Source organism: Pararhizobium sp. IMCC3301, assembly GCF_030758315.1.
Taxonomy (GTDB): domain Bacteria; phylum Pseudomonadota; class Alphaproteobacteria; order Rhizobiales.
Genome location: NZ_CP132336.1, coordinates 2,241,716 through 2,257,348 on the forward strand (window position 1 = coordinate 2,241,716; position 15,633 = coordinate 2,257,348).

The 15,633-nt window shown below is 56.6% G+C and carries 21 protein-coding genes; 16 read left to right on the plus strand and 5 right to left on the minus strand.

All coding sequences use genetic code 11. The features are described 5' to 3' along the window. The first annotated feature begins 103 nt into the window (after positions 1-103). The 4 genes from RAL88_RS10840 (at position 104) to RAL88_RS10855 (ending at position 2,611) form a co-directional block, all read left to right on the plus strand. Complete coding sequence (locus RAL88_RS10840; protein WP_306269471.1) at positions 104-562, plus strand: YciI family protein; 459 nt, start codon at positions 104-106, stop codon at positions 560-562. Continuing rightward, complete coding sequence (locus tag RAL88_RS10845) at positions 474-1,712, plus strand: RNA polymerase sigma factor (RefSeq protein ID WP_306269473.1); 1,239 nt, start codon at positions 474-476, stop codon at positions 1,710-1,712. The genes RAL88_RS10840 and RAL88_RS10845 overlap by 89 nt, the downstream gene beginning before the upstream one ends. A gap of 75 nt (positions 1,713-1,787) precedes the next feature. Further along, a complete protein-coding gene (locus tag RAL88_RS10850; protein WP_306269476.1) occupies positions 1,788-2,174 on the plus strand; it encodes a VOC family protein in 387 nt (128 codons plus the stop codon). An 89-nt stretch (positions 2,175-2,263) separates the two neighbouring features. Then, positions 2,264-2,611 carry a TfoX/Sxy family protein gene (locus tag RAL88_RS10855; protein WP_306269477.1) on the plus strand — a complete coding sequence of 116 codons (348 nt, stop codon included), beginning with the start codon at positions 2,264-2,266 and terminating at the stop codon, positions 2,609-2,611. 6 nt (positions 2,612-2,617) lie between these two features. Here RAL88_RS10855 and RAL88_RS10860 read toward each other — a convergent pair whose 3' ends face one another. Both RAL88_RS10860 and RAL88_RS10865 read right to left on the minus strand, forming a co-directional pair. Continuing rightward, positions 2,618-3,520: an SMP-30/gluconolactonase/LRE family protein gene (locus tag RAL88_RS10860; protein WP_306269478.1), complete on the minus strand. Its 903-nt coding sequence runs from the start codon at positions 3,518-3,520 to the stop codon at positions 2,618-2,620. Between the two features lie 138 nt (positions 3,521-3,658). Further along, complete coding sequence (locus tag RAL88_RS10865; RefSeq protein WP_306269480.1) at positions 3,659-4,711, minus strand: L-idonate 5-dehydrogenase; 1,053 nt, start codon at positions 4,709-4,711, stop codon at positions 3,659-3,661. 276 nt (positions 4,712-4,987) lie between these two features. On the opposite strand from RAL88_RS10865, the gene RAL88_RS10870 reads away from it, so the two are divergent. The 8 genes from RAL88_RS10870 (at position 4,988) to RAL88_RS10905 (ending at position 11,178) form a co-directional block, all read left to right on the plus strand. Next, complete coding sequence (locus RAL88_RS10870; RefSeq protein WP_306269650.1) at positions 4,988-5,749, plus strand: SDR family oxidoreductase; 762 nt, start codon at positions 4,988-4,990, stop codon at positions 5,747-5,749. Positions 5,750-5,765: 16 nt separating this feature from the next. Beyond that, positions 5,766-6,290: a gluconokinase gene (locus RAL88_RS10875; RefSeq protein ID WP_306269482.1), complete on the plus strand. Its 525-nt coding sequence runs from the start codon at positions 5,766-5,768 to the stop codon at positions 6,288-6,290. Beyond that, on the plus strand, positions 6,280-7,155 hold the full coding sequence (locus tag RAL88_RS10880; RefSeq protein ID WP_306269483.1) for an NAD(P)-dependent oxidoreductase: 876 nt from the start codon (positions 6,280-6,282) through the stop codon (positions 7,153-7,155). The genes RAL88_RS10875 and RAL88_RS10880 overlap by 11 nt, the downstream gene beginning before the upstream one ends. A 45-nt stretch (positions 7,156-7,200) precedes the next feature. Beyond that, positions 7,201-7,539 (plus strand): hypothetical protein, encoded by a 339-nt coding sequence (locus tag RAL88_RS10885; RefSeq protein ID WP_306269484.1) that lies wholly within the window; start codon positions 7,201-7,203, stop codon positions 7,537-7,539. 79 nt (positions 7,540-7,618) lie between these two features. Continuing rightward, positions 7,619-8,650, plus strand: a complete 1,032-nt coding sequence (locus RAL88_RS10890; protein ID WP_306269485.1) for a LacI family DNA-binding transcriptional regulator — start codon at positions 7,619-7,621, stop codon at positions 8,648-8,650. Positions 8,651-8,758: 108 nt separating this feature from the next. After that, complete coding sequence (locus RAL88_RS10895) at positions 8,759-9,997, plus strand: sodium:proton antiporter (RefSeq protein WP_306269486.1); 1,239 nt, start codon at positions 8,759-8,761, stop codon at positions 9,995-9,997. A 147-nt stretch (positions 9,998-10,144) separates the two neighbouring features. Then, the gene (locus RAL88_RS10900) at positions 10,145-10,306 is read left to right on the plus strand and encodes a DUF1328 domain-containing protein (protein WP_306269488.1); all 162 of its coding nucleotides are present in this window, start codon (positions 10,145-10,147) and stop codon (positions 10,304-10,306) included. A 503-nt stretch (positions 10,307-10,809) separates the two neighbouring features. Then, a complete protein-coding gene (locus RAL88_RS10905) occupies positions 10,810-11,178 on the plus strand; it encodes a PRC-barrel domain-containing protein (RefSeq protein ID WP_306269489.1) in 369 nt (122 codons plus the stop codon). Between the two features lie 146 nt (positions 11,179-11,324). Here the strand turns inward: RAL88_RS10905 and RAL88_RS10910 are convergent, their stop codons facing one another. Next, positions 11,325-11,573, minus strand: coding sequence for a hypothetical protein (locus RAL88_RS10910; protein WP_306269491.1), 249 nt, complete (start codon positions 11,571-11,573; stop codon positions 11,325-11,327). Between the two features lie 258 nt (positions 11,574-11,831). Then, the gene (locus tag RAL88_RS10915) at positions 11,832-12,434 is read right to left on the minus strand and encodes a DedA family protein (RefSeq protein WP_306269492.1); all 603 of its coding nucleotides are present in this window, start codon (positions 12,432-12,434) and stop codon (positions 11,832-11,834) included. 356 nt (positions 12,435-12,790) lie between these two features. On the opposite strand from RAL88_RS10915, the gene RAL88_RS10920 reads away from it, so the two are divergent. The 4 genes from RAL88_RS10920 (at position 12,791) to RAL88_RS10935 (ending at position 14,312) form a co-directional block, all read left to right on the plus strand. After that, positions 12,791-12,955, plus strand: coding sequence for a hypothetical protein (locus RAL88_RS10920; RefSeq protein ID WP_306269494.1), 165 nt, complete (start codon positions 12,791-12,793; stop codon positions 12,953-12,955). A gap of 102 nt (positions 12,956-13,057) precedes the next feature. Beyond that, positions 13,058-13,507, plus strand: a complete 450-nt coding sequence (locus tag RAL88_RS10925) for a host attachment family protein (RefSeq protein WP_306269495.1) — start codon at positions 13,058-13,060, stop codon at positions 13,505-13,507. Between the two features lie 350 nt (positions 13,508-13,857). Further along, complete coding sequence (locus tag RAL88_RS10930) at positions 13,858-14,019, plus strand: hypothetical protein (RefSeq protein WP_306267984.1); 162 nt, start codon at positions 13,858-13,860, stop codon at positions 14,017-14,019. 131 nt (positions 14,020-14,150) lie between these two features. Next, positions 14,151-14,312 (plus strand): hypothetical protein, encoded by a 162-nt coding sequence (locus RAL88_RS10935; RefSeq protein WP_306267982.1) that lies wholly within the window; start codon positions 14,151-14,153, stop codon positions 14,310-14,312. A 263-nt stretch (positions 14,313-14,575) separates the two neighbouring features. Here RAL88_RS10935 and RAL88_RS10940 read toward each other — a convergent pair whose 3' ends face one another. Continuing rightward, positions 14,576-15,526 (minus strand): formylglycine-generating enzyme family protein, encoded by a 951-nt coding sequence (locus RAL88_RS10940; RefSeq protein WP_306269496.1) that lies wholly within the window; start codon positions 15,524-15,526, stop codon positions 14,576-14,578. Positions 15,527-15,633 lie beyond the last annotated feature (107 nt).

The window sequence follows — 15,633 nt, forward strand, 5'->3', positions numbered from 1 at the left end:
AATCGGAGACTGAAGCAAGCTGCAATTTTTATTTTTGCGCGGGTGTCGGAATCGGCGCCCGGCAATCGTCCTGGAAGAATTGGCCAGACGCAGGAGGCGCATGATGGAATACGCAATTCTGATCTACGGAGCGGAAGGAACTTTTGACCGGTTGCCGCCGGAAAAACAGCAGGAAGCCATGCAAAGCCATTATGAACTGCAGGCCGCATTGCAGGAACGGGGTGCCTATGGAACTGCCAAACTAATGCCCACCACCAGTGCGGTGACCTTGCGGCCGGTTGCCGAATTCGGCCAGAAACCCACCCTTATGGACGGTCCGTTTGCCGAAACCAAAGAACGCTTTCTGGCTTTTATGTCGCGCAGTTCGACTCGCTGGAAGAAGCCATATCATTTGCTGAAAAAATCACCTCGCCCTATGTCAGCATTGAAATCCGTCCGGTGGCATGGGCTGGCGGCGTGCTTGGAGCGCAGCAGTGACACAGCATGCCTGGCTGCAGGCCAGATTTGCCGGTATCCGGCCCCAGGCCCTAGCCGCGCTGACCCGCCAGTTCCGCAATATTGACCTGGCCGAGGAAGCGTTTGCCAATGCCTGTGTCCGCGCCCTGCAGACCTGGCCGCGCAGTGGCATGCCGAACGATCCCTTGGCCTGGCTGTTGAAAGTCGGCCGCAATGCCGGCATCGACATCATTCGCAAAAACCAGCGTCTCTGCGAGCTGACACTTCCCCCGACCGACGCGGAAGACATGGAAAATCTGTATGCCGAGCAGCTCGACAATGACGGGTTGCGCGACGATGTGCTGCGGCTTTTGTTTATTTGCTGTCATCCCTCTCTGTCGCCCCAGGACCAGCTGGCTGTTGCTCTGAAAACGATTGCCGGCATGTCGGTCGCACAGATTGCCGGTGCCTTCGTGGTCAGGCCGAAGGCAATGGAACAGCGTCTGACACGGGCCAGGCGCACTATGACCACCGCAGATATTTCTTTTGAAACACCGGATATGACCGAGCGCGGCAGGCGTCTGAAGACCGTCTGCCTGATGCTCTATCTGCTGTTTAATGAAGGCTGGTCAGCCAGTTCCGGCGAGATTCAGATCAAGCAGCCACTATGCGAGGAAGCCATACGCCTGACCCGTCTGCTGCTCGAGCTGTTTCCCGGAATCGGCGATCTGATGGGACTTCTGGCACTGTTTCTGTTTCAGCATTCCCGGCGCGATGCGCGTCTCGATGCGGAGCAAAATCTGGTACCGCTGGACGATCAGGATCGCCGCCTGTGGGACCACTCGATGATTGCCGAGGCGCGCGTCTTGTTGGAAAAAGCTCTGCGCCGCGGCCCCTCCGGCCCGTTCCAGCTTCAGGCCGCCATCGCCTCGGTGCATTCCCTTGCGCCGGCAGCCCAGCACACCGACTGGCACGAACTGGTGCGGCTCTACGGACTGCTTTACGCCATTCAACCCACACCGATCATCCGCCTCAATCAGGCTGTCGCGGTAGAGAAAATCAAAGGGCCGGAGGCGGCCCTCGCCATGTTGCGACCTCTAGGCGCAGACCTTCAGACCTATCGCTGGTATCACGCGGTCTGCGCCGCCTTTTTGTTTGATCTGGAGCAATTCGCCGAAGCAAAAGCTGCCTATGAGACGGCTTTGCGCCATAATCCGACGGCAGCGGAGCGCCGCATTCTGAAGGATAAAATCATGGCCTGCGAAAAAAATTCCTAAGGCTGTCGGATTCTCTCGGCCTGATCCGTCCTCTGGTCTCTGCGCTGTGCAGATGATCCGCTAAGGGAGAACATTATGAGCGAACTGACAATGACAACACCCGGCAATGCCGGCTGGATCGGGCATGCCGGCCCGGACAGCGCTGCTGCCATGAAATTCTACCGCGACACCATCGGCTGGACGATCGGCGATCTGCCGATGCAGGATGGCACCAGCTATCCGGCCATCATGATTGGTCAGCAGCCGATCGGCGGCTTTTCCCCGATGCCGCAAAGCCAAGGCGCGTGGACAATTTTCGTAACCGTTGACGATGTGGATGCCTGTGTTGAGCGGGCCCAGAAAGCCGGCGGCACGATCGTCAGCGAACCGGCCGACATGCCCGGCGTTGGCCGCGTCAGCACGATCGCAGATCCGCAGGGCGCGCAAATTGCGCTCATTACCTATGAAAGCATGCAAAAATAGCCGTGGCAGGGGTCGGATGGGATCGTATAGTTGACATAATACAATCCCATCCGACCCCTGCCGAAATTTGATGGAGAATAAACCCGGCCATGGCCTATGATGAAGAATTGAACCAACGTTTTCGCCGCGCCGTTGGAGGGATGGCCGGCATTTCCGAAAAACGCATGATGGGCGCGGTGTGCTTTTTCCTTGATGGAAACATGCTGGGCTGTGCCAGCCGCCAGAAAAGCGGCGAAGGCCGCTTTCTGTTCCGGGTCGGCAAAGACAATCAGGCCGAAGCGCTGCGGCGGCCGGCAGCGCGCATAATGGATCAGGGCGGGCGGCCCATGCGTGGCTTTGTCTATGTCGATGAAGGAGCCTGTGATCCGGAGACACTGAAACAATGGATAGGGCTCGCCCTCAGCTTCGTCGCCACCCTGCCGGCAAAGCCGAAATGAATCATTTTAAGGCCGCTGCACACCTTCACGGTTGAGGCTGATCATATAGATGCTGGTGGTGGCGGTGATGAAAAGCTGATGCTTTGCCCGGCCGCCAAAGCAGACATTCGAAACCAGTTCCGGCACCAGAATCTTGCCGATCAACTCGCCGTCGCGATTGATGCAGTGAACTCCGTCGGCCGCTGACGACCACAGATTGCCATCCCTGTCGAGCCGGAACCCGTCGGCAAAGCCCACCGAAATGGTATGAAACACCTCGCCGCCGCTGAGGCGGTTGTCAGGCCCCACATCAAACACACGAATATGGCGCTCGGCGCTGTCGTCAAAAATCACTCCTGTATCGGCCACATAAAGCCGGTCTTCATCGGGCGAGAAGGCCAGCCCGTTCGGGCAGGCAAAATCTGTCAGGACTGCTTCGATCGTACCGGCATCCGGGTCCACCCGGTAGACCTGGCAGGGCAGTTCCTGCTGCGATTTTTGGCCCTCATAATTTGTCATGATCCCGTAATGCGGATCGGTGAACCAGATCGTCCCGTCCGATTTGACAACCACATCATTCGGCGAGTTGAGACGCTTGCCCTCAAAACTGTCGGCAATCACAGTGATGGACCCGTCATGCGCGGTGCGTGTCACCCGCCGCGCCCCGTGTTCGCAGGAAATCAGCCTGCCTTGCCGGTCCCGCGTATGGCCATTGGCGAAGTTGGAGGGTTCCCGGAACACGCTGGTGCCAAGACCCGGTATCCAGCGCATGATCCGGTTGTTCGGAATATCGGAAAACAGCAGACAATTGGCATCACCGAACCAGACCGGGCCTTCCACCCAGTCAAACCCGGTCGCGATCTGTTTGAGCGTCGCGTTTCCCATAACAAAACTGACGAAGGATTTGTCCAGTACTTCAAAAAACGCCATGCGAACCGATCTTTGTTGTTTCTTTCTGCTGCGAAGATGCCATCACTATCAAATCCGTCGCTTCCAGCAAAATTCTATAGAGCATATTTGACCCGATGCCACAGATCGTATGGCTGAATCTGCAGATCGCTGCCGCGTCTATGCGCTTGCTGCAAACTCGATCTGGGTCTTCATTGATTGCGCCCGGTCGCTCGCGATTTCAAACGCTTCAACCGCCTGCTCAATCGCAAATGTATGTGAGATCAGCGGCTTCACATCAATCTGGCCGCTTTGCATCAATTGCACTGCTGTGGCGAATTCCTCGTGAAAGCGGAATGAGCCGCGCAGATCAAGCTCTTTCGCCGTCAGCAGCATCATCGGCAGATTCATGTCGCCGCCAAGTCCAAGCTGCATGACGACACCGCGTGGTCGCATCGCCGCAATGCCGGCGGCCAGCGCTTGTGCCGCCCCCGAGCATTCGAACAATACATCGAAATAGCCCTTGTCGGGATGATAGTCCTCCAGCGCATCTCCAGAGGTTGCAACATTGATGGTCCTGTCGGCCCCGATTGTTTTGGCGTAGGCCAGAGCCGGATCGGACAGATCGGTGACGACAATTTCAGCAGCACCGGTAGCTCTGGCCGCCAGAATACACAGGGTTCCGATCGGTCCGCTGCCGGTAATCAGTACCTTTTTTCCCAGCATTTCACCGGCCCGCCGCACCGCATGCAGCGTCACCGACAGCGGCTCGGCGGCAGCGGCTTCACCCGGCGTCAGGCCATTTGCCTTGACGCATTGGCTGGCCTCGGCAATCAGGCTTTCCTGAAACGCACCCTGGATGTGTGGAAATGGCATGGCGGAGCCGTAAAACCGCATATTGAGACAATGATTGCGCAGACCCTGCGCACAATATTTGCAATGGCCGCAGGGGCGCGACGGCGAAATTGCCACCAGATCGCCGACTTCAAAACCGGTGACGCCCTCGCCGATCTGACTGACAAATCCCGAGACCTCATGGCCCAGCACCATCGGTTCCTTCAGCGTGATCGGCCCGAAACCGCCGTGATTATAATAATGCAGATCGGACCCGCAGATGCCTCCGGTCGCCAGTTTGATCTGCACCTGTCCAGCTTCGGGTTTGGCTCCGGGCGCTGATTCGGCGCGGTCTTCGACGCGAAGATCCCTGGCTTTGTGAATGACAATTGCGCGCATTGTGTTCTGTTTTCCTTGAAGGGTTGGGATCTCAACCTGATGGACAGGGATTCCGCTGTGCTGCAACCATGATGCGGCTGCAGCCACGCATTGTCCAGCCTCGGAAAATCTGTGAGACATGGGTCAGAAAGCTTTGTTCACCCTGAGGTCTGAAAAACATCGCTGGCGTATTCATGTGCATTTTCCGCATTGAGACTCTTGAAGATGTTATCGGTACCATATACAAAAGTCTAAAATTCTGTCGAGATAAAAAGGATCTGTGGCGTGAGCGATGCGATGAAGCTGTTTGATCTGTCCGGGCGCACTGCCCTGGTGACGGGGTCTTCCCAGGGAATCGGCTTCGCATTGGCAAAAGGACTAGCCGAAGCGGGGGCCAATATTATTATCAATGGCCGCGACCCTAGCCGGATTGCCGACGCTGCGTCCCGGCTGGAGACAATCGGACCCAATGTCCACCAGCTCGCCTTTGATGCGACCGATCACGCCGCCGCCAAATCCGCCGTTGATGGTTTTGAATCCGAAACCGGCCCGATTGATATTCTCGTCAACAATGCCGGCATGCAGCACCGCACGCCGCTGGAAGATTTTCCGCCTGAAGCATTCGAACGTCTGCTCCACACCAATATTTCCACGGTCTTCAATGTGGGCCAGGCCGTTGCCAAACACATGATCAAACGCGGCTCCGGCAAGATCATCAACATTGCCTCTGTCCAGACCATGCTGGCCCGGCCCGGCATTGCGCCCTACACGGCGACAAAGGGCGCGGTCGGCAATCTGACCAAGGGCATGGCCACCGACTGGGCCGGACGCGGGCTTCAGATCAATGCCATCGCGCCGGGTTATTTTGACACGCCGCTGAATGCGGCGCTGGTGGCCGATCCTGATTTCAGCGCATGGCTGGAAAAACGCACGCCTGCCGGGCGCTGGGGCAATGTCGAGGAGCTGGTCGGGGCCTGTATTTTCCTCAGTTCCGCTGCCTCCAGTTTCGTCAATGGTCATACCCTTTATGTCGATGGAGGCATCACTGCCTCGCTCTGACACCTCCGCACCCGCCATGGCGCGCCTGTTTGTTGTGATGGGTGTTGCCGGTTGCGGAAAATCCTCCATTGGCGAAGCGCTGGCGGAAAAACTCGGCGGTTTATACCTTGATGGCGACACTTATCATCCGGCGCAAAACGTCGCCAAGATGAGCCGGGGCGAGCCGCTGACCGACGACGACCGCTGGCCATGGCTGGAGCGTTTTGGCCGGGAAATGCACAACCGCGACGGCATTGTGGTCGGGGGCTGCTCGGCACTGAAACGGGCCTATAGGGAGTGCATTACCAAAGCGGCGGGCGAGAGAACCTGCTTTGTTTATCTCTCCGGCAGCCGGGACTTGATCCGGGCACGGATGGATGCACGCACCGGACATTTCATGCCGCTCAGCCTGCTCGACAGCCAGTTTGCAACATTGGAGCCGCCAGGCACCGATGAAGACGCGGTGACTGTGGAAATTGATGCGCCGGTTGACGCCATTGTCGCCCGCGCAATGGCCGCCCTTAAAGCGAGTGGCGATGAAAGGGACTTCAATGACAAATAAGGTGGCACTGATTGGTGCCGGCGTAATGGGCAGTGCCATCGGCACGCGGCTGCTGGAAACCGGCAATCAGCTCAGCGTATACGATCTTGACCGGGACAGGATTGCCGCCCTGGTAGCGAAGGGGGCAAACGCCGCGCCCACGGCTGCCGCGGCGGCACAGGCCTCGGACTTTGTCATTCTCAGCCTGAATTCCCCGAAAATCGTGCGCAGTGCCGTGTTCGGCACCGAAGGTGTTGCAGCTGGCGCGCGCGCCGGCACGTTGATCATCGACATGTCTTCGATTGATCCCGAATCCACCAAAATCCTGGCTGGCGATGCGGCGGAGCGAGCGCTTGGCTGGCTCGACTGCCCCCTGTCCGGTGGCGCACCAAAGGCGATTGCTGGCGAATTGACCGTCATGGCTGGCGGAAATTCAGATGATTTTGAACGCTCAAAGACGGTGATGGAGCATTTATGCGCCAATTTCACCCTGATGGGGCCCAGCGGTGCCGGCCAGACCACGAAGCTGATCAATCAGGTGCTGTGCGCGCTGAATTTTGTTGCCGTTGCCGAGGCAACACAACTGGCGCTTGATGCCGGTGTGGATGCCGTCCGAATTCCCGGAGCCATCGCCGGTGGCCGTGCTGACAGCGCCATTCTGCAGGAGTATATGGCGAAAATGGCACTCAAGGATTACACCCCGTCCGGCAGCATCAGCAATATGGTCAAGGATTTGAACGGCGTTCAGGATCTTGCCCGGCTGACCGGCACCCCGATGCCACTGACAGCGGTCTGCGCCGAAATTCACCGTTTGCTGGTTTCGGCCGGTCATGGCAGCGCCGACAATGCTGCTTTGATGAAATATTTCGAAGGCCCCGGCGCCTGATACACACTTGTTATGCCGCCAATGAAATCTGGAAGGAAATCGCCGATGTTGACCCGATACGCCCTGTTCGAAGGCACTGTGAAAGAAGGCCAGACCCCGGCATTCAGATCCTTTGTCAACGAAAATCTTGTGCCGCTCTGGACGACATTCGACGGCGCTGTGGAAGTGCGCGTGATGTTTGGCGAGGAGCGTGATGAAGGCGCGCCCGAGTTCCCGTTGATCCTTGCCATCAGCTACCCGGACAAGGCCGCCATGGAACGGGCACTGTCCTGCGAGGCCCGCTTCAAATCCCGCGAAGTCACCGGCATTCTAGTGGAGCGCTATTTTGACGGGCGCATCCACCACCACGTCACATCGGCAAGTGAGTTTCCGGTCAAAGTCTGATCGGGCGCGCCATTGGTGAGCGCGCGGAACCGTGCTATTTGATATCGATAACAATCGCTAACCCTCCGAACTCAACTCAATGGCTCCAAATACAAAACAACCGACCATGATGGATGTGGCCCGCCGCGCTGGCGTGTCACCCATGACTGTCTCGCGGGCCCTGAAGCCAAACACATCTGTCAGCACCGCAACCCGTGAGAAAATCCGCAAGGCAGCTGACGAACTCGGCTATGTGCTGGACAGCACCGCCGCCGGACTGTCATCGCGCCGCACCGGTTTCATTGCAGTCACCATTCCTTCGATCAACAATGCCAATTTTGCCGATACGCTGCGCGGCCTGACCCAGGCTTTGCGCAACACCAGCCTGCAGGTTCTGCTTGGTTATACCGATTATGATATCGAGGAGGAGGAACGGCTGGTCGAACAGTTTTTGCGCCGCCGGCCGGAAGCCATAATTGTCACCGGCGAAGCACACACCGAGCGGTGCCGGCGCATGCTGGAAAAATGTGGTGTCCCGGTGGTGGAAATGTGGGATCTGCCAAAACAGCCGATCGGCCAGGTTGTCGGGTTTTCCAATGCTGAAGCGGCGCGGCTGATGGTCGATCATTTCTATCAGCAGGGGTATCGCAAAATCGGCTATATTGGCGGCCATCCTTCACGTGATACCAGAGGTCAGGACCGACGCCGCGGTTTCGTAACTGCGATGCGGAATTACGGCCTGACCGACGAGCGCATCAGCGCAGCGGAATTACCGCCCATCACCATGCGCGATGGCGCCAGTGCAATGCGTTCTTTGCTGCAGCTCTGGCCCGACACCGAGGCGGTCTTGTGTGTCTCCGATCTGTCAGCCTTTGGTGCGATGACAGAGTGCCAGCGCCGCGGCCTGACCATCCCTGATGACATTGCGATTGGCGGTTTTGGTGCCTACGATCTGTCTGCACAGGCCTTTCCGCCAATTTCCACAATTGACGTCAGCGCCACCGGCATCGGCACAATCGCGGCACAGGTGATCCTCAATCTGCTGTCCATAGAACCGGATGCCACTGCGCAAACCATTCACCACATTGAGCCAAAACTGCTGATCAGAGACAGTTCGCTGCGGCGCAGATAACCACGCTCGCACATACATAAGGCAGGAACGGCCTTGCGGTCATCGCAAAGCCGGACCACACTCCGCCAACCGACTTCCCCAATATCCAACGCGGTATATATTCTGCCAATGACCGGTCTGCTTCTTCTGGCACTGTTCACCATTGCGTTTTCCATGCTGGCGAAACGTCTCGCCACCACCATGGTGACAGCACCGATGCTGTTCATGGCCTTCGGCTATGTGCTGTCGACAACCGGTACCATGCCGCAGGCCGGGGCAGAGGAAGTGCTGCACATTGTTGCGGAAATCGCGCTGATCGTTCTGCTGTTTCTCGATGCCGCCCAGATCAACCTGACGACCTTGCGCCAGCATCATATCTGGCCGCAGCGCATGTTGATCGCAGGGCTGCCGCTGTCGCTTGTGATCGGCACGCTGGCGGCATGGCCGTTTCTGCCGGGCTGGCCGCTTCTGGGTGTCGCTCTGGTAGCGGCCATTCTGACGCCAACCGATGCAGCGCTGGGCCAAGCTGTGGTCACCAACCCGGTGGTTCCCGAACGCGCGCGCCGGGCTCTTTCGGTAGAAAGCGGCCTGAATGACGGGCTGGCCCTGCCCGCAATTTTGCTGTTTGCCAGCCTTGCCATGAGCGTTGCCGACCAGAGCAGCACCGAATGGCTGGTATTTGGCGCCAAACAACTGATATTCGGACCATTGATCGGTGCCTTTGCCGGTCTGGTCGGCGGCAGGCTGCTGATCTGGGCCAAGGACCATGACACCACGTCTGAAACATTTGAGGGCATCGGCGCACTGGCGCTGGCCGGGTCTGCCTATATGGGCGCAACCGCGATTGACGGAAACGGCTTTATCGCCGCCTTTGTCGCCGGACTGGCCTTCGGCCATGTTGTCAAGGGCCGCTGCAAATTCGTCTATGAATTTACCGAAAGTGAAGGCCAGCTGCTTTCATGGAGCGCCTTCTTTCTGCTCGGGCTGGCCCTGGTACCGGAGGCGATCAACGCTTTGACATGGCCGGTATTCGCCTTGATCATGGTCAGTCTGTTTGTGGTGCGACCGCTGGCAGTGTATCTTTCGCTGATCGGGACGGACGCCGGACCCGGCACCCGTCTGTTTTTTGGCTGGTTCGGTCCCAGAGGTCTTGCCACTGCACTTTTTGCGCTGCTGGTTGTGCCCGATATCGATCCGAACCTGTCGGGTCCTGTTCTTAATATAGCCATCAACGCGGTCTGGATCAGCGCCGTACTGCACGGTTTGAGCGCAGCGCCGGGCGCTGCTCTCTATGCCCGTCTGGCGAGCCATCAGCCGCATTCTGTTCACCACAGAGCACCCAAAAACCCGCCATCAGACCCAAGTTGAAACAGCTCCTCAGCAACCGCAGCTTCTGCCCTGACTGACAATCACAACTATTCTGTCTATTGACATGCGACGTGATCCAACAGGATCATGGAACCTTAGCTCTTGCTGCCTCGTTATTGTCCGGCAACTCATTGTAAGGAAATAATCATGATAAAATGGATTCTTATTTTGCTGGTGGTGGCTGCCATCGCCGGCCTGTTGGGGTTTGGACGTCTTTCGGGTGCGGCACTGACTGGCGCAAAGATACTGATCGGGATCGTCCTCATTCTGTTCCTGCTTGCAATCTTCGGTCTGGTAGCCCTGGCCTGACATAAGCTGAAAGTCTTGCGGCGACGGTCGGCCAAAACGACCGGCGGGAAGCAGATGGCTGCCTCCCGTCGCCGCTGCAGGATTCTCGCGGCTGGCTGTCGTCATCGACACCGCCGCAGAGCAGCATCTCCGAAAAAATTGACTGCCGATCGATCCGGACCTGCCGATCAATTTTGCCACGAAAAGGCGCTCCATTATGACCCTGGTCAGGCCGCGGTGACGTCGAAGCATGCGTGTCGCCGGATACGCTCAATGGGATCGCGCCCGGCCCGTCTTTCCGGTTTCTGGCAAGCGAAAATCCCTGTTACATGACCGGACCGATATCGCATTTCAATGGCGGTGAACCGGTCTCCGGTTAGGGCAACTGTCAGACCCGGTGACAGGCATCGCCACAGCTCAAATGCACCGGTATTTGCCGGGAAATTTCAGGAAAACTTTGGAACCCTCGCACCTTCGAAACCGTTATTAGGACGTGACCAACTTCAAATCCTAAAGGAGTAGACATGTCTGATATAAACATAGCAGCCAGCAATATTCCCGCCTCAAAAGTGAGGGGTACCAAGGTTTATAACCTCCAGGATGAGCATCTGGGCGAGATCGACGATATCGTCCTGTCGAAGTACAGTGGCGAAGCGCAATTTGCAATTATGTCATTCGGCGGTTTTCTCGGTATCGGCGAAGAATACCACCCGGTTCCGTGGAAGAGTTTGAAATATGATATCGACAAGGGTGGCTATCGCGTCGACATCGACCGGGAGCGCCTCGAAGATGCGCCGCGTTATGGAGTCAACAGAGAACCCGACTGGAACGATACGGCCTATGGCGGTCGTCTCACTGATTACTGGGGAATACCACCGGTCGGCTATATCTGATAGTGCGATCATTCCGGGAACCAGCAGTTAGTTATGTGGCCGGGCATTGATGATGCCCGGCCACATTTATATCGAACAAAGATCGGCGCAATCCGCTTTTTAGCGATTTGCACGGACCCCTCAAATACACATAAAAAGCAAACGAACTACAGCGTCGCAGCACCGCTGTCTTCGATAGAATCCGGGTGATGGTTCAGTTTATCCAGCGCTTTTTCAATATCCTGCAGTTCATCCCCGATGTCATCGTCAGTCACCATACTGCTCTCCGTCGCCGCGCGCATTTCCTCGCGCACGTCCTGATACATTCTCTCCAAACGGCGGACTTTATCATCAACCGACAGGCTGGCATCACTCATGATCACTTCGATCTTCGCTTTCACGTCCTGACTGGGCATAGGAATCTCCATTTTCTTTTGCAATTCGGTTGGGCTGCGATTTGCTGGCGCTTCTCACGATGATGCTTCATTCACTGCAGCATAGGGCACCTCGCCAGCCACTGACGGGTTTTTCTGCCCGTCTACGGGTCAATGCGGACAACCCGTCATTGGTTCCGTTCACACACCTCCGGCCACGGCGCGGGCTCGTTGGACCTGCATGCTGGACGCACTGGCATGCTGGACGCACTGGCAGAGAATTTTCAATTGAGAGCGGCCTCAATCGCACTTCGCCTTGCCGGTTGCGACCCGGTAGATGTAGATGGCAATGATCACGCCGATCACCAGATTTGACAACGGATTGAGCCAGTCTGCCACCAGCTCATATTGCTGGCCAAGCAGATAGCCGCCGCCGCTCAGTACCGCGACCCAGATCACAGTGCCGGCCAGGGTGAACAACAAAAACGCGCCGATGTTCATCCGCGCAAAGCCCGCAGGAACCGAAACCAGCGTGCGAACCGCAGGGACCATGCGGCCGAAAAACACTGCCCGGTTTTGATGGCGCGCGAACCAGCTGATGGTTTTATCCAGATCGCTTTCTGATAATGTCAGCCAGCGCCCGTAGCGGCGGATGAAGCGCCTCAGACGTCGATTGCCGATGCGCATGGCCGCCCAGTACCAGGCATAGGCTCCGGCCAGCGAACCCAGACTTCCGGCCAGAACCACACCGAGTGCATTCAGACGCCCCTGCTGCACCAGAAACCCGGCCATCGGCATCACCACTTCAGAAGGAATCGGCGGAAACACATTTTCCAGAAACATCAATGCCGCAACTCCAAGATAGCCGGAGTTTTCCAGCAAGGCTGTTATCCAGTCAAACATTCCATATCCTTCTAAACAGGGTGACAAACGATCATTCCGCTACGCCTTGCTGAGAACTAACCGGATTGCAGTGCAGCCCGTCTCTGGTTTTGCATTTCCAGAATTTCAACTGCGGCAACCGACAGGCAAATAGCCTCTTTGACCAACCGGGCAAGAGTATCTGGGTTCCAGCACGGCATAAACTTCTTTATCTTGCTGCACGGATGCCGGTTTTTTCACGCGCAACGCGGATACCTTTTTACAGCACGGGCAGGAGCAGATTTGACAATTTTTCATGTTCGCGGAATTTTGGAACTTCTCAAGGTCCACCGGGTTGAGCCCATTCAATTAGAAGAAAGGATCAGACGATACCAAAAATGAATCAATCAAAAATCCTGATCATGTGCACTCTCTGCTTTGAACAATCAGAGCTTGAAGTTCCGTTGAACAAACTGAGAGACGCTGAGGCTACTGTTCATGTGGCGACGCCGGACGGTAATTTCATCACCAAAGAAGGCGAACACGAACGTCACGCCGCTTGATATTGAAACGGGTGGGTCGGCGGCTTTTTGTGCCTGACTGCTGAACAACGCAGTCCGGCCCATGTCAGATCGGACCCGCTGATCACTGGTAAGGAGATTCTTATGAGCCATTTTGACATACCGCACAAAGCCTGGGTCGTCGTTGCCGACGGAGAGAAGGCGCTGTTTCTGTACAATGAGGGCGACGAGGTCTATCCCCATCTCAAAGTGTTCCGCGAGGAACATCAGGATAATCCACCCAATCGGGAACAGGCAGCCAACCGCCCCGGCCGGCTCAATGATGGACCAGGTCCGCATCGCAGTGCTGTGGAGGACACCGACTGGCACAAATTGGAGAAAACCAGATTTGCCCATGAATTGTCGGATATTCTCTACCGGCAGGCGCACAAACACCGCTTCGATCATTTGATCATTGTCGCACCGCCCGCCACGCTTGGCGACCTTCGCAATGAGCTTCATCAGGAAGTCACTGAAAAAATCATCGGCGAGGTTGATAAAACGCTGACCAACCATCCGATCGCCGAGATCGAATCCATTCTAGCGGGCCACTGACATCCAACATCCGCACTGCATCCAAGCCGTGTCTGGCCTGAAAAACGTTGCAGCGGGCAGAATTTTTGACCAAGTCCGCAATTTTTCACCGCTGTTTCCAGACACGGTTTTGTCACGGGACTACACACAATGGTGAGGCTGATTGGCATTTCCGTGAGCTGGGAAATCGGCATCCGCAGAACTCCGCCATTGTGCCAAAGCGCTCTCACGGCGCTGTGAATGTTCAGTCTGAGCGAACGGATTGTCCCTGTTTAAATTGCAAATACAGTTCCCTAAATCATCGTCATCGAGAGGCATTCACCACTCGCAACAAACCAAATTAACGAAAACCAATAACAAGGAATAAGAAAATGACTTTTCGTAAAATCGCAGCTCCTATCCTGATCCTCAGTTCAATCGTTCTTGGCGCTTCTGCTGCCAGTGCCGGTGTTTACAACCCGGCCAATGACAGCTCGCCTGATGCCATGACCCCCGGCTTTACCGGCCTGGCTCTGGACCTGTCCGGCAAATAAGCTGGATCAGCTGATCCCTTCCCCGAACCGGATGCCGATGGCTCTCGCCAGCTTTCCTCCCAAAGTTGATGAAGCCAGCGGCACCCGGTTCAAACCAGATTAAATGTCGACCAAAAACAAGGAATAAAACAATGACATTCTCAAAGATCGCAGCACCTATCCTGATCCTCAGTTCAATCGTTCTTGGCGCTTCTGCTGCCAGTGCCGGTGTTTACAACCCGGCCAATGACAGCTCGCCAGATGCCATGACCCCCGGCTTTACCGGCCTGGCCCTGGATCTGTCCGGCAAATAAGCCGGAACAGCGCAACAGCACGCTTGTTGCGGCAAGGATCTCGCCGCCTTTACATTGTTCGCCCCTAGAGTTTGCTCTTGGGCCGGGCGGCGGGATCCGAGCACCAAAACTGAATACGCAGCTGAGCAATCAGACGGACCAAGCCGCCAAGAACAATAATAATAATCGCGACATGCCAGAGCTGACCAGAGCTGATGCTCCACCTTTCAAAGCCCTCCGACCCTGTCGGCGGGCTTTCCTGTTTTGGTGACCCACGATCGGGTTTATCCGGGATAAACCAGTCTGAAGCCCTGATGCGGGGATGTACTGTCAGGAGAGTTTCCGTTTCTGGCGGCAATGCGATAGCGAAAGCAATAGCTGACGTGGCACATAAATGAGCCGCCTTTGGAAATCTTGTACCCGGCCATTGCACGCTCCCGCGCTCTGGCACTTTTGCGTAAAGACCGCAGCCTGTACGGATTGCGGGTCCATTCCCAGACATTCCCGCACATATTGTAGAGCCCGAAATCATTTGGCGCAAAGGACTGCGCCGGAGCGGTTCTTAAATAGCCGTCAGCGCCGCTATTGGTTTCCGGAAAGCGCCCCTGCCAGATATTGCAGGGTTGGAACGCATCATCATCCGGCGCCCGGTTGCCCCAGGGATATTCAACATTGTCACGCCCGCCGCGCGCCGCATGTTCCCACTGCGCCTCGGATGGCAATTCACCCTGGGCCCAATGGGCAAAGGCGTTGGCATCATTCCAGGAGACCTGAACGACCGGATGATCGGGATGCCAGGCCTGCTCGGTTTCCGGTCCGTTGATACGCCGCCAGTCCGCGCCATCCACACGCCGCCACCATGGCGTTCGCAAAACACCCTGAGTCTGTGTGATGTCTTCCGGCACATCCGTGTAAAATACGAAAGACCAACCGAAACGCTCGGCCTCGGTCACATAGCCGGTTGCATCAACAAATTGTCTGAACCTTTGATTAGTGACAGTCGTCGCATCAATTTGAAACGCCTTCACAGTGACACTGCGTGGCGGGCCTTCTTCATCCTCAGCGATGACGATCTTGTCGGTGCCGATTTGCGCCATACCGCCTTCAATTGAGATCCGTGGCGGCGGTGCCGTTTCAAACACCGATAGATCATGAGAGCTTGCAACCGGAGCTGGGGACGTTCCGCTGCGGTGCGGGCAGCAACTGCCAGCGCTGTCATCTGAATGATCCGGCACGACGTTGATGATCCTGTTTCTCAAGCACGTTAGTATGTGTAGCCGGCAGTATCCTGGAACCGCCATCCATAAGATAGAATGCAGATTGGTGGCAAGTCTTGTCGCGC

Coding starts and splice junctions, on each gene's coding strand:
- RAL88_RS10840 (WP_306269471.1), top strand. CDS start 104: ATGGAATACGCAATTCTGATCTACGGAGCGGAAGGAACTTTTGACCGG.
- RAL88_RS10850 (WP_306269476.1), top strand. CDS start 1,788: ATGAGCGAACTGACAATGACAACACCCGGCAATGCCGGCTGGATCGGG.
- RAL88_RS10855 (WP_306269477.1), top strand. CDS start 2,264: ATGGCCTATGATGAAGAATTGAACCAACGTTTTCGCCGCGCCGTTGGA.
- RAL88_RS10860 (WP_306269478.1), bottom strand. CDS start 3,520: ATGGCGTTTTTTGAAGTACTGGACAAATCCTTCGTCAGTTTTGTTATG.
- RAL88_RS10865 (WP_306269480.1), bottom strand. CDS start 4,711: ATGCGCGCAATTGTCATTCACAAAGCCAGGGATCTTCGCGTCGAAGAC.
- RAL88_RS10870 (WP_306269650.1), top strand. CDS start 4,988: ATGAAGCTGTTTGATCTGTCCGGGCGCACTGCCCTGGTGACGGGGTCT.
- RAL88_RS10875 (WP_306269482.1), top strand. CDS start 5,766: ATGGCGCGCCTGTTTGTTGTGATGGGTGTTGCCGGTTGCGGAAAATCC.
- RAL88_RS10880 (WP_306269483.1), top strand. CDS start 6,280: ATGACAAATAAGGTGGCACTGATTGGTGCCGGCGTAATGGGCAGTGCC.
- RAL88_RS10885 (WP_306269484.1), top strand. CDS start 7,201: ATGTTGACCCGATACGCCCTGTTCGAAGGCACTGTGAAAGAAGGCCAG.
- RAL88_RS10890 (WP_306269485.1), top strand. CDS start 7,619: ATGGCTCCAAATACAAAACAACCGACCATGATGGATGTGGCCCGCCGC.
- RAL88_RS10895 (WP_306269486.1), top strand. CDS start 8,759: ATGACCGGTCTGCTTCTTCTGGCACTGTTCACCATTGCGTTTTCCATG.
- RAL88_RS10900 (WP_306269488.1), top strand. CDS start 10,145: ATGATAAAATGGATTCTTATTTTGCTGGTGGTGGCTGCCATCGCCGGC.
- RAL88_RS10905 (WP_306269489.1), top strand. CDS start 10,810: ATGTCTGATATAAACATAGCAGCCAGCAATATTCCCGCCTCAAAAGTG.
- RAL88_RS10910 (WP_306269491.1), bottom strand. CDS start 11,573: ATGCCCAGTCAGGACGTGAAAGCGAAGATCGAAGTGATCATGAGTGAT.
- RAL88_RS10915 (WP_306269492.1), bottom strand. CDS start 12,434: ATGTTTGACTGGATAACAGCCTTGCTGGAAAACTCCGGCTATCTTGGA.
- RAL88_RS10920 (WP_306269494.1), top strand. CDS start 12,791: ATGAATCAATCAAAAATCCTGATCATGTGCACTCTCTGCTTTGAACAA.
- RAL88_RS10925 (WP_306269495.1), top strand. CDS start 13,058: ATGAGCCATTTTGACATACCGCACAAAGCCTGGGTCGTCGTTGCCGAC.
- RAL88_RS10930 (WP_306267984.1), top strand. CDS start 13,858: ATGACTTTTCGTAAAATCGCAGCTCCTATCCTGATCCTCAGTTCAATC.
- RAL88_RS10935 (WP_306267982.1), top strand. CDS start 14,151: ATGACATTCTCAAAGATCGCAGCACCTATCCTGATCCTCAGTTCAATC.